The organism is Humibacillus xanthopallidus (assembly GCF_006717145.1).
Lineage (GTDB): Bacteria > Actinomycetota > Actinomycetes > Actinomycetales > Dermatophilaceae > Humibacillus > Humibacillus xanthopallidus.
Genome location: NZ_VFQF01000003.1, coordinates 48975 through 61778, shown reverse-complemented (window position 1 = coordinate 61778; position 12804 = coordinate 48975). Strand labels below are relative to the sequence as shown.

Genomic DNA, 12804 nt, shown 5'->3' with positions numbered 1-12804 from the left:
GTAGGTGATGGTGGGCCTAGGAGGACTTGAACCTCCGACCTCTTCCTTATCAGGGAAGCGCTCTAACCGTCTGAGCTATAGGCCCATCGTCACCGTCGCGCGCCCGCCGGACCAGCAGAATCCGATGACCGGACGCGAGGGCAAACGTTACCCGATGCCGTGTCGCTCGCACAAAACGGCTCGGACGAGGGGTGCCGCCGAGCCATGCCCGCGCCGCTTGCACTGCCCGCCGTCCTGGCCAGCGAGGCGAGCCGGGCCCACATCACCTGGTCGATCAACCGGTGGATCAACTCGGGTGAGGTGTCGTCAGGGCAGCACCAGCGCCTAGTTGATCGCCCAGTTGATCAACCAGTTGATGGTGCCGTCAGCCTCGGCGGCGTCCGAGCGCCCGAGGCTGACCCAGTCACTCGCCAGCCCCGCACCAAGCCACCCGCAGACGCACGTATGCCGGGTGGCGGGCCACCCGGCATACGTGATCGCCCCGACGGGGCTGGGAGATCTGGCTGCTCAGTCGTCGGTGAGCGTGAGCTGCACGCCGCCGACGAGGGCGGAGCAGATGTTGTAGAGGAAGGCCATGACCGTGGCGATGGCCGTCATGAGGATGACGTCGATGACACCGATGACGATCGAGAGCGACACGACGCGGCCGAAGCCGACGTAGTCCTTGATCGAGAACGGGTCGGACGTCGTCGTCTGGAGCGACTGGAGCACGCCCTCGATGTCGCTGAAGACGTTCATCGTCGACAGGATCATCCAGAGCACAGCGGTGAGGATGACGCCGGCGATGCCGAGAGCGACCGAGAGCAGGAAGCTCATCTTCATGACCGACCACGGGTCCATGCGCGCGACGGCCAGGCGGACCCGGCGCGGGCCCTTGGCCTTGCGCGCGGCCGGGCGGGCGGCCGTAGCGGCGGGGGCGACCTTCTTCGTCGGTGCCGTCTGCGTCGTCACGGCGCCACGGGTCAGCGGCGTGCCGCCCGTGTCGGCACCCGAGGTGTTGGGCGCTGAGCCGCTCGAGCCCACGGCCGCCTGCGAGCCCGAGTCGAAGCTCGCGCCGTTGCTGCCGTAGTAGGTCGTCGAGCCACCGGTCGAGCCACCGGACCCGTTGGATCCGCTGCCCGACGAGGTGCTCACGGCCTGCGTGGAGGCAGAGCTGCTCGACGAGCCGTTGCTCGTGATGGGGGCCGTCGGGTCAGATCCCCATTGGGTCTTCCCGAGTGACCCGCCCTCGCTGGTCGTGCTCATTCGTCACCTCCGCTGTCGCCCTCTGACGAAGCGTCGTTGGTCCCGGTCTCGTCCGACGGTACGCCATCGGGGCCGGGAACCGTAGCGGGCGCCCCGTCCGCGGACGCACCCGACACGCCGGTCGTGTCCGCATCGACGCCGTCAGAACCACCAGCCGGTATGCCGTCCGCCGCCTCCTCGAGCTCGGCCTCCGTGGCCGACTCCGCGTTGCGGGCGACGGCGACGATCGAGTCGCCCTTGTCGGGCGTCGCGAACTTAACGCCCTGCGTCGAGCGGCCGGTGTGGCGCACCTCGTCGACGCGCGAACGCACGATCTTGCCCTTCTCCATGACGACCATGACCTCGTCCGTCTCGCTCACCGTCAGGGCACCGACGAGGTCGCCGCCCTTGTCGGAGAGCTTGGCCACCTGGATGCCGAGACCGCCGCGGCCCTGGAGGCGGTACTCCGCGACCGGGGTGCGCTTGGCCAGGCCGTTCTCGAAGACGACGAACACGTCGGGGCTCTCGCCCTCCTCGACGACTGCCATCGCGAGGAGGTGGTCGCCGGCACGGAACTTCATGCCCGTGACGCCGGAGGTCGAGCGGCCCATCGGGCGCAGCGCCTCGTCGGTCGCGGTGAAGCGCACCGACTGGCCCTTGCGCGAGACGAGCAGCAGGTCGTCGCGGTTGGAGGCGAGGCCCACACCGACGAGCTCGTCGCCGTCGCGCAGGTTGATCGCGATGAGTCCGCCCGAGCGGGGCGAGTCGTAGTCGGACAGGCGCGTCTTCTTGACGAGCCCGGCGCGCGTCGCGAGCACGAGGTAGTCACCGGCCGCATAGTCGCGCAGCGCGAGCACCTGGGCGATCTGCTCGCCCGGCTGGAAGGCGAGCAGGTTGGCGACGTGCTGGCCCTTGCTGTCGCGCGAGCCCTCCGGCAGCTCGTAGGCCTTGGCGCGGTAGACCCGGCCGAGGTTGGTGAAGAAGAGCAGCCAGTGGTGGGTCGTCGTCGTGAAGAAGTGCTCGACGACGTCCTCCCCGCGGAGAGAGGCACCGCGCACGCCCTTGCCGCCGCGCTTCTGCGAGCGGTACTGGTCGACGCGCGTGCGCTTCGCGTAACCGCCACGGGTGATCGTGACGACGACGTCCTCCTCGGGGATGAGGTCCTCCATCGACATGTCGCCGTCGAACGGGAAGATCTCGGTGCGCCGCTCGTCGCCGTACTTGTCGACGATCGCCTGCAGCTCCTCCGAGACGATGTCGCGCTGGCGCTGTGGCGAGGCGAGGATCGCGCGGTACTCGTCGATCATCTCCTGCAGGGCGTCGTGGTCCTGCTGGATCTTCTCGCGCTCGAGGGCGGCGAGGCGGCGCAGCTGCATGTTGAGGATCGCCGCCGCCTGGATCTCGTCGATCGAGAGCAGCTCGATGAGGCCGTCACGCGCGATCTCGACCGTGCGCGAGGCCCGGATGAGGGCGATGACCTCGTCGAGCATGTCGAGGGCCTTGAGGTAGCCCCGCAGCAGGTGGATGTCGGCCTCGGCCTTGTTGAGCCGGAAGGTCGTGCGCCGGACGATGACCTCGATCTGGTGGTCGACCCAGTGCCGGATGAAGCCGTCGAGCGGCAGGGTGCGCGGCACCTCGTCGACGAGCGCGAGCATGTTGGCGCCGAACGTCGTCTGCAGCTGCGTGTGCTTGTAGAGGTTGTTGAGCACGACCTTCGCGACGGCGTCACGCTTGAGCGTGATGACGAGTCGCTGGCCCGTGCGGCCCGACGTCTCGTCGTTGATGTCGGCGATGCCCGAGACCTTGCCGTCCTTGACGAGGTCGGCGATCTTCATCGCCAGCATGTCGGGGTTGACCTGGTAGGGCAGCTCGGTGACGACGAGGGCCTGGCGGTTGCCGACCTCCTCGACGTTGACGACCGCGCGCATGATGATCGACCCGCGGCCCGTGCGGTAGGCGTCCTCGATGCCCCGGTGACCCATGATCAGGGCGCCGGTCGGGAAGTCGGGGCCCTTGATGATCGTCAGGAGGTGCTCGAGCAGCTCCTCGCGGCCGATCTCGGGGTGCTTGAGGTAGTACTCGGCGCCGGCCGCGACCTCACGCAGGTTGTGCGGCGGGATCTGGGTCGCCATGCCGACGGCGATGCCGGCCGAGCCGTTGACGAGCAGGTTGGGGAAGCGGCTCGGCAGGACCGAGGGCTGCAGCGTCTTGCCGTCGTAGTTCGGCACGAAGTCGACGGTGTTCTGCTCGATGTCGCGCACCATCTCCATGGCGATGGGGGCCATCCGGCACTCGGTGTATCGAGGGGCGGCCGCACCGTCGTTGCCGCGCGAGCCGAAGTTGCCCTGGCCGTCGACGAGCGGGTAGCGCAGCGACCAGTCCTGCACGAGGCGCACGAGGGCGTCGTAGATCGCCGAGTCGCCGTGCGGGTGGTAGTGGCCCATGACATCGCCGACGACGCGCGCGCACTTGTTGTAGCCGCGGTCGGGACGGTAGCCGCCGTCGTACATCGCGTAGACGATGCGCCGGTGCACCGGCTTGAGGCCGTCCCGCACGTCGGGCAGCGCACGGGACACGATGACCGACATCGCGTACTCGATGTAGCTGCGCTGCATCTCGTTGTTGAGGTCGACGGCCTCGACCCGGTCGGTCTCGTCGTCGTCGCGCTCGATCGGGGCGGTGCCCTGCTCGTGCGCCGTGTCGACGACGTCGTCGTCGGGCTCGGTCGTCTCGTCGGGCGTCTCGTTGACGTCGTCTCCGTCGATGGGAGGCAGGTCGTCGCTCACGTCAGTCCCTTTGTCTCTCAGTCAGATTCAGTGCAGTGCAGTGCAACGCAGGAGGTATGCCGTCTTCGTCGAGTGCTCACTTCCTGACCGTCCCAGCGGGGCTGGCGGGCCCTTCAAAGGGTCAGGAAGTGAGCACTCGACGGGTCAGATGTCGAGGAAGCGCACGTCGCGGGCGTTCTTCTGGATGAAGCTGCGCCGGGACTCGACGTCCTCGCCCATGAGGACGGCGAAGACCTCGTCGGACTTCGCGGCGTCCTCGAGGGTGACCTGGAGGAGCGTGCGCGTCTTGACGTCCATCGTCGTCTCGCCGAGCTCGGCGTAGTTCATCTCACCGAGGCCCTTGTAGCGCTGGACGGGGTTGTCCTTGGGCAGGCGCCAACCCTTGCCCTCGCCGATCTGCTGCAGGCCGTCGCGCTCGCGGTCGCTGTAGGCGAACTGGTGCGGCGCGTTGCTCCAGCGCATCCGGTAGAGCGGCGGCTGGGCGAGGTAGACGTAGCCGGCCTCGATGAGCGGGCGCATGAAGCGGAAGAGGAGCGTCAGCAGCAGCGTGCGGATGTGCATGCCGTCGACGTCGGCATCGGCCATGAGCACGATCTTGTGGTAGCGCGCCTTGTCGATGTCGAAGTCCTCACCGATGCCGGTACCGAACGCCGAGATGAGCGCCTGGACCTCGTTGTTGGCGAGGATCTTGTCGATGCGCGCCTTTTCGACGTTGAGGATCTTGCCGCGGATCGGGAGGATCGCCTGGGTGTGCGGGTTGCGGGCCTGCGTGGCCGAGCCCCCGGCGCTGTCGCCCTCGACGATGAAGACCTCGGAGATGCGGGGGTCCTTGCTCTGGCAGTCCTTGAGCTTGCCCGGCAGGCCGCCCGACTCGAGCAGGCCCTTGCGGCGCGTGGCCTCGCGGGCCTTGCGGGCGGCCATGCGCGCGGCAGCGGCCTGCACCGACTTGCGCACGATGTCCTTGCCCTCGTTGGGGTGGGCGCCGAGCCAGTGGCCGAACTCGTCGGTCATGGCGCGCTGGACGAAGCCCTTGACCTCGGAGTTGCCGAGCTTGGTCTTCGTCTGGCCCTCGAACTGCGGCTCGGCGAGCTTGACCGAGATGACCGCGGTGAGGCCCTCGCGCACGTCGTCGCCGGTGAGGTTCTCGTCCTTGTCCTTGAGGAGGTTCTGGCGGCGGGCGAAGTCGTTGATGAGCTTGGTCATCGCCGCGCGGAAGCCCTCCTCGTGCGTGCCGCCTTCGTGGGTGTTGATCGCGTTGGCGTAGGTGTGCACCGACTCGCTGTAGGCGTTGGTCCACTGCATCGCGAGCTCGAGGCTGAGCGACCGCTCGGTGTCCTCGACCTCGATGGAGATGACCTCGGGGTGCACGGGCTCGCTGCGCTTGCTGCCGTTGATGTGGTTGACGTAGTCGACGAGGCCGTTGTCGTAGCGGTAGCTGACCTTCTTGGCCGTGACGGTCTTCTTCGCGGCCTGGCCGTCGGGGCTGGTCGCGCCGGGGGTGGTGGCTGCGGCGTCCTCCTCGGCCTCGTCGTCCTGCTCGACCTCGGTGATCTCGTTGTCGATGTCGTCGAGGTCGACGTCGTCGTCACCGACCTCGGGGCGCTCGACGCGCTCGTCGACGAGGTTGATCGTCAGGCCCTTGTTGAGGAAGGCCATCTGCTGCATGCGGGCGCGGATCGTCTCGAAGTCGTAGTCGACGCTCTCGAAGATCTCGTCGTTGGGCCAGAAGGTGATCGTCGTGCCGGTCTCGTCGGTCGCCTCCATCTGCTCGAGGGGGCCGTCGGGCACGCCGTGGGTGAAGCTCATCCGGAAGACGTGGCCCTTCTGGCGCACGGCTGCCTTGAGCCGCGTCGAGAGGGCGTTGACCACCGAGCTGCCGACGCCGTGCAGGCCACCGGAGACCTTGTAGCCGCCGCCGCCGAACTTGCCACCGGCGTGCAGCTGAGTGAGGACGAGCTCGACGGCGCTGATCTTCTCGATCGGGTGGATGTCGGTGGGGATGCCTCGACCGTTGTCGCGCACCCGGACACCGCCGTCGGCGAGCAGGGTGACGTCGATCGTGTCGGCGTAGCCGGCGAGGGACTCGTCGACGGCGTTGTCGACGATCTCGTAGACGAGGTGGTGAAGACCGCGGGGGCCGGTCGAGCCGATGTACATGCCCGGACGCTTGCGCACGGCCTCGAGACCCTCGAGCACAGTGATCGCGCTCGCGTCGTAGTCGACCCCGTTGGGACGCGCGTCGACCGCGGCGGTGGCAGCCGGGGTGACGGTGGCAGCGGCTGTGTCGGCGGCGACAGGTGGGAGACTTGGGGGCAGGCTGTTGTCGGGCATCTGGTCGGGCGTCTGATCGGCCTCGGACACGTTTCTCCTCGGTTGTGCACGGCAGGCCCGGGCGCGGAGCCCAGGCATGCGGTCGCCCGCAGTGGCGACACATGGGACGGCCCGAGCGAGATGACACGCTCGAGCCGAGTCCCTGTCATTCTAACGGTCTGCGGGCCCCCGACGTGCCTCCTGACGCACAGGAGAGCCACTTTCCGGCCCCGAAACCCTCGGATCCGAGGGGAGGATCACGAATGGGGGCCGCGGCGCCCCTCCGGCGCTTCCTCGGACCCGCTCGGCCCGCGTCCTCCACACCTCCCTCACGGCTCGCCGGACGGTGGACAACACGGACTGTGGAACGTGGTTCCAGGGCCTCAGTCGGTGCGCAGGGTGCGCTCGAAGAGGGAGTGGATCGCCTCGGGCAGGTGCGGCTCCTGGAGAGTGACGTCGCACCCGGCCTCGTCGCAGACGACGGAGTAGATGTAGGCATCGGGGTGGGTGCGCTCGGTCGAGGCGGCGATGCGCTGGAGGGTCGGCGCCGAGAGCAGGTGCTGCCAGTCCTTGGCATCGCGGTCGGGAAGCTCGTGCAGGGACAGCCGTCGCTCCCGGACGAGGCCGGCGAAGCCTCCGGTGCGTCGCAGCACGACCTCGGCGTCGGTGCTCGGCCCGTCGGTGGTGGACCCGTCGCCACCTGTTTGGCCCGTCCCCGGTACCCCACTGCCGTCGGCCGGTGCCCCGCTGCCGTCGGCCGGTGCTCCCGTGCCGGGGTCGGCCGGTGCGGGCGGGACGGGCGGAGTCGTGCTGGGCTCGAGCACCCCCACCTGCTCCCAGGCCGAACGGACCGCGACCTGCTGCGACGAGCCCTCGCCGTGCGCACTTCCGGCCGCGGCCACCGTGAGGCCTGCGAAGGTCGCGAAGTCACAGTCGGCGCGGATGCCGTCACCCGACAGGACGGCATACCAGATGGCGCCGGGCGCCTCCCACGCGTTGCCACCGATGGCGAGCGCGGCGAGCACGAAGGCGCGGTTGGGGATGCCGGAGTTGATGTGGACGCCGCCGTTGTCGTCGCGGGTGTCGACGTAGTGGTCCATGTGCGCGGGCTGCGGGTCGGTGCCGAGGCGCGGGTCGTCGTAGGCGGTGCCGGGGTTGCGCATGTCGCGCAGCGCGCGCCCCTGAACCGACGGGCTGAGCAGCTCGGCGCCGACGAGCCAGTCGGCCTGCTCGGCGCTCTGCCCGAGGCTGTGCTGCTTGACGAGCACGCCGAACACGTCGGAGATCGACTCGTTGAGCGCCCCTGACTGCCCCTGGTAAAGCAGACCGGCCGTGTGCTCGGTGACCCCGTGCGCGAGCTCGTGCCCGATGACGTCGAGGCTGCTCGTGAAGCGCTCGAAGATGACGCCGTCGCCGTCGCCGAAGACCATCTGCGAGCCGTCCCAGAAGGCGTTGTCGTAGTTGCGGCCGTAGTGGACGGAGGCGAGCAGCGGCATGCCCTTGCCGTCGAGGGAGTCGCGGTCGTAGGCCTGCGACCACAGCTGCCACGTGGCGCCGAGCCCGTCGTAGGCCTCGGTGACCGCGACGTCGCTCGTCGGCGGCTGGCCCTCCGTGCGCACCGTCGTGCCGGGAAGCTTCTGCGAGCCCTTCGCGTCGGCGATCGTGCGGTGCGGACCCGTGCCGTGGGCTCCGGGAGCGCCGGCACCGACGTCCTCGCGGCGCGGCGCGCGGGTGCGGGTCGGCCGCGCAGTGGGCGTGCGACGGGAGGCCCGCAGCTCGGCGTCGTGCGCGAGAGACTCCTGGGCGCGCCGCGCGACCAGCGGCTCGTCGCTCTGGGCCAGCGTCTCGAGCATGTAGGGCGGGATGATGGCGGGGCAGTACGGCGAGGTCGATCGGGTCATGGACGACAGTCTGCGACGGAACACCGACACCCGCCCGTCAGGACACGTGGGTCACCCGAGGTCAGCGGCGTGCGTGGGCGCGGCGGACGGCATACGCCCGTCGAGCGGCGGCCGACGAACTGCTTTCGATTGGCTCTCCTGTCTAATGGGTGAGTCAGGAGCGGGCGGCCGACGAAGTGCTCTTTCGATTGAGGGGCGCGGGCGGTCGGGAGACGGGTCAGCCGTAGGTGTCGCGAGGGCCACGGGAGTCGGGGGAGCGGCGGGCGCCGCGGTTCCACGACGGTGCCGACGGGCCGACGACGCGCAGCTCGGTGACCGCGCCGGCGCCGATCTCCTCCTCGACGCGGGCGAGGAGCGACGAGGCGAGCAGCCGGATCTGCGTGGCCCACGCGGTCGAGTCGGCGCGCACGGTGAGCACCCCGTCGGTGAAGCTCACCGGCTCGACGTGGGCGGCGATGTCGGCCCCGACGATCTCCGGCCAGCGCCCCATCACCGAGCCGACGGCGACGTCGACCTTCCACCCGCGGTCGACGAGCAGCCGGTCGAGCTGGTCGCCGAGCAGCGCGGGGTCGCGGCCGTCGCGGGCGCTGCCCGACAGCGTCGCGCCGTCGCCCTGGAGGCGCCGGCGGCGCTTGGGCTTCATGCCCGGGCGCAGTCCCTTCTCGGCGGCCGCGGCTCGCGCGCGGGCGAGGGCGGAGGCCGCGGCGTCGGCGATGCGGGTGTCGGCGTCGGTCGGCTCCGGCAGCGGGTCCGCGGCTGCGTCCGGGGTCGGCGGCTCGTCACTCATCGGCGGGCACGGGCTCGAGCGGCTCGCCTCCGGCCTCGGTGACCACCTGACCGAGCTCGACGAGGACGGTGCTTCCGCGCTCGCGCAGGACGTCGGGCACGTCGGCGCCCACCGCAGCCGTGATGAGCACCTGCTCGCAGTCACCGACGAGCGCAGCGAGCCGCTCGCGTCGCCCTGAGTCGAGCTCGGCGAAGACGTCGTCGAGCACGAGAACCGGGTCGTCGCCGAGGTCGCGCCGCAGCAGCCGGTATGCCGCGAGCTTGAGTCCCAGCGCGAAGCTCCAGGACTCGCCGTGGCTGGCATAGCCCTTCGCGGGCAGGTCGCCGAGGGAGAGCACGACGTCGTCACGGTGCGGGCCGACGAGCGAGATTCCGCGCTCGATCTCGCCCGTCCGCACCGAGTCGAGCGTCTCGAGCATGCCGGCGCGCAGCTCGTCGATCTCGGGGACCTCGCCGGCCGCGATGCGCGCGGCGAGCTCCTCGTGGAGCGAGCTGCGGTAGGTCGCCCGAGCGTTGGACGGCGCGGCGCTGACGGCGTCGTAGCAGTCGGCGAGGTCGGGCACGAGGTCGCGCAGGAGCCGCAGGCGGGCATAGAGCAGCTGCGAGCCGACGGTCGCGAGGTGGTCGTTCCACACGTCGAGCGTCTGGAGCGCCGACTCGCGCGCCTCGTCGACGAGTGGCTCTCCGTCACGCGGCGGGCGTGGTGGTCGACGGGAACCCTTGCGCAGCACGGGCGCCGCCGACTTCAGCAGAGCATTGCGCTGCTTGAGGATCTTGTCGTAGTCGGAGCGCACCCCCGACCAGCGCGGCTGGCGCTGCACGAGCAGCTCGTCGAGGAAGCGGCGGCGCTCCGACGGGTCGCCCTTGACGAGGGAGAGGTCCTCGGGGGCGAAGAGCACCGTGCGCACGGTGCCGAGCACGTCGCGCGGGCGTGCGACGGGGGAGCGCCCGAGCCGCGCCCGGTTGGCTCGGCCGGGCGTGATCTCGAGCTCGACCATCGTCTCGTGCTCGTCGCGCACGATGGCCCCGCGCACGATCGCCTGGGCGGCCCCGAAGCGGACGAGCGGCTGGTCCGTCGCCACCCGGTGCGAGCCGAGGGTGGCGAGGTAGCCGATCGCCTCGACGAGGTTGGTCTTGCCCTGCCCGTTGAGACCGACGAACGTCGTGACCCCCGGCGTCAGCGCGAGCTCGGCGCTCGGATAGCTCCGGAAGTCCTTGAGGGTCAGGTGGCGGACGTGCAAGAAGGACCGGCGCTCCTGGTCAGGACTTCGACGTCTTCTTCGCGGCGCGCTTCTGCCCGCGGGCCGAGTCGGCGGTGTCGGTCGCCTGCGTCGAGGTGGCCGTGCCCGAGGCGACGGCCTTCTTCGCCGCGCCGACGTTGGCCCGGGAGGCCGACGCCTGTGCCCCGGCGCTCGCCTTCTTGGCCGCGCCACGCCTGGCCGCCTGCTTGGTCGGCGACTCCCTGCGGGCGGCCCGCTTCGCGGTGGCCGGCACGTCGCCGGTGCGCAGCTTGTCGCCCTCGGCGATCGTCATGACCTGGTGACCGCCGAACTGGCCGCGCAGCGCCGCGACGGCCTGCATCGTCGGCGAGCTCTGCTGGCGCGAGGCGAAGCGGGCGAAGAGCGAGGCGGAGATGACCGGCATCGGCACCGAGAGGGCGATGGCCTCCTCGACGGTCCACCGTCCCTCGCCGGAGTCGTTCGTGTAGTCGGAGACGTCGTCGAGGTGCGGGTTCTCCTCGAGCGCGTCGACCATGAGGTCGAGCAGCCAGGAGCGCACGACCGTGCCACGGCTCCAGGCCTTGAACGCGCCGGGAACGTCGGTGACGATGTCCTTCTTCTCGAGCAGCTCGAAGCCCTCGGCGTAGGCCGCCATGAGGCCGTACTCGATGCCGTTGTGCACCATCTTCGTGTAGTGCCCGGCGCCGACCTTGCCGGCGTGGACGAAGCCCTCGTCACGCGGGCCCTCGGGGCGCAGTGCGTCGAAGATGGGCATCGCGCGCGTGACCCACTTCTTGTCGCCGCCGCACATGAGGCCGTAGCCGTTCTCGAGGCCCCAGATGCCGCCGCTGACGCCGCAGTCGACGTAGCCGATCTTCTTCGCGCCGAGCAGCTTGGCGTTCTCGAAGTCGTCGGTGAAGCGGGAGTTGCCGCCGTCGATGACGAGGTCGCCGGGCTCGAGCAGCTCGGCAAGCTTGGCCACGGTCTCGCGGGTCGGGTCACCGGCCGGCACCATCACCCACACGACGCGAGGGGCCTCGAGCGCCTTGACGAGCGCCGGCAGCGTCTTGACGTCCGCGACGTCGGGGTTGCGGTCGAAGCCGACCACCTCGTGCCCAGCGCGGCGCAACCGCTCGCGCATGTTGCCGCCCATCTTGCCGAGACCGATGAGACCGAGCTGCATGTCGCGTGCCTTTCTGCGGAAGGAGCGGGGCGGGGCTGTTCGAGGCTACGTCAGCCGGACGGCATACCGCAGCGGTGACGCGAGGGGCGTCGGTCAGCTGGCGAAGCGGACCGGCATGAGGACGTAGCGGTAGGTCGCGTCGGCGTCGCTGTCGGCCTCGGCCTGGCCGCTGAGCACGGCGGGGCGGCTTGGCTGGGTGAAGGACAGGCGGCTCCACGGGGTGCCGACCGCGTGCAGGCCGTCGAGGAGGAACTGCGGGTTGAAGGCGATCTGGATCTCGGGGCCGGTGAGCGTGGCCTCGACGGCCTCGGACGCCTGGGCGTCGTCGCCCGTGCCGGCCTCGATGGCGACCTGACCGTCGGTGAACTTCAGCAGGACGGGGGTGTTGCGCTCGGCGACGAGGGCGACGCGCTTGACGGCCTCCTCGAGCGCCGCGGTCTCGATGACCGCCTCGGTGTCGACGGAGGTCGGGAAGATCGAGGTCACCTTGGGGTACTCGCCGTCGAGCAGGCGGGTCGTCGCACGGCGCTGACCTGCCTCGAAGCCGATGAGTCCGTCGCTGCCGGAGCCGAGCGACAGCTCGATGGAGCCCGAGGCGCCGAGCGCGCGGGCGGTGTCGGAGAGCTGACGGGCCGGGATGAGCGCGACGTGGCTCGCGTCGGTGGCGGCCGGCGACCAGGTCAGCTCACGCATGGCGAGGCGGTAGCGGTCGGTGGCGAGCAGGGTCACCTTGTCGCCGTCGATCTCCATGCGCACGCCGGTGAGGATCGGGAGGGTGTCGCCCTTGTCGGCGGCCACCGAAACCTGGGCGACGGCCTGAGTGAAGACGTCGCCGGCGATCGTGCCGCTGACATCTGGGGAGGTCGGCAGCGTCGGGTAGTCGGCGACGGGCATCTCGCGCAGGGCGAAGCGGGAGGAGCCGCAGGCAACGTTGACTTTGGTGCCGTCGGTGCTGACGTCGATGGGCTTGTTGGGCAGGTTGCGCGAGATGTCGGCGAGGAGCCGACCGAGCACGAGCACCTGACCCGCCTCGGCGACGTCGGCCGACACGGTGATGCGGGCCGAGACCTCGTAGTCGAACGCCGACAGCGTCAGCGTGCCCTCCTCGTTCGCCTCGATGAGCACTCCAGCGAGCACCGGCACCGGCGGGCGGGCCGGCAGGCCCCGCGCCACCCAGGTCACGGCGTCGGCCAGGACGTCTCGCTCAACGCGGAACTTCACGGTGCACTCACTTCGACGAGGAACGACAGATCGGGGGACAGACACTAGTGCCTGCCGCCATGGTGCACCACCGAGTCCACACAAGCGCGACAGGCTCGCTCCCGAGGGGTGGTCGGCTCCTGCCCTCGTTGTCGGGGCGAAACCCTTTCTCGGGAGGTTCGTCATGGTCGTAG

The 12804-nt window shown here is 70.2% G+C and carries 8 protein-coding genes and 1 tRNA gene; all 9 read right to left on the bottom strand.

Translation table 11 applies throughout. The features are described 5' to 3' along the window. Window positions 1–8: 8 nt before the first annotated feature. Window positions 9–85, bottom strand: a tRNA-Ile gene (locus tag FHX52_RS18290). Between the two features lie 422 nt (window positions 86–507). Then, entirely contained in the window at window positions 508–1245 is a 738-nt protein-coding gene (locus FHX52_RS24435) for a DUF3566 domain-containing protein (protein ID WP_246070222.1), read from the bottom strand. Beyond that, window positions 1242–4010 carry a DNA gyrase subunit A gene (gene gyrA / locus FHX52_RS18280; RefSeq protein ID WP_141823835.1) on the bottom strand — a complete coding sequence of 923 codons (2769 nt, stop codon included), beginning with the start codon at window positions 4008–4010 and terminating at the stop codon, window positions 1242–1244. The genes FHX52_RS24435 and gyrA overlap by 4 nt, the downstream gene beginning before the upstream one ends. A 144-nt stretch (window positions 4011–4154) precedes the next feature. Beyond that, complete coding sequence (gene gyrB / locus FHX52_RS18275; protein ID WP_141824752.1) at window positions 4155–6341, bottom strand: DNA topoisomerase (ATP-hydrolyzing) subunit B; 2187 nt, start codon at window positions 6339–6341, stop codon at window positions 4155–4157. A 362-nt stretch (window positions 6342–6703) separates the two neighbouring features. Beyond that, window positions 6704–8221 carry a protealysin inhibitor emfourin gene (locus FHX52_RS18270; RefSeq protein WP_141823834.1) on the bottom strand — a complete coding sequence of 506 codons (1518 nt, stop codon included), beginning with the start codon at window positions 8219–8221 and terminating at the stop codon, window positions 6704–6706. Between the two features lie 217 nt (window positions 8222–8438). Continuing rightward, the gene (locus tag FHX52_RS18265) at window positions 8439–9008 is read right to left on the bottom strand and encodes a DciA family protein (protein ID WP_141823833.1); all 570 of its coding nucleotides are present in this window, start codon (window positions 9006–9008) and stop codon (window positions 8439–8441) included. Further along, window positions 9001–10248, bottom strand: coding sequence for a DNA replication/repair protein RecF (gene recF, locus FHX52_RS18260; RefSeq protein ID WP_141823832.1), 1248 nt, complete (start codon window positions 10246–10248; stop codon window positions 9001–9003). The genes FHX52_RS18265 and recF overlap by 8 nt, the downstream gene beginning before the upstream one ends. Before the next feature lie 19 nt (window positions 10249–10267). Next, entirely contained in the window at window positions 10268–11410 is a 1143-nt protein-coding gene (gene gnd / locus FHX52_RS18255; RefSeq protein WP_141823831.1) for a phosphogluconate dehydrogenase (NAD(+)-dependent, decarboxylating), read from the bottom strand. 93 nt (window positions 11411–11503) lie between these two features. Further along, window positions 11504–12631, bottom strand: a complete 1128-nt coding sequence (gene dnaN, locus FHX52_RS18250) for a DNA polymerase III subunit beta (RefSeq protein ID WP_141823830.1) — start codon at window positions 12629–12631, stop codon at window positions 11504–11506. Between the last annotated feature and the right edge of the window lie 173 nt (window positions 12632–12804).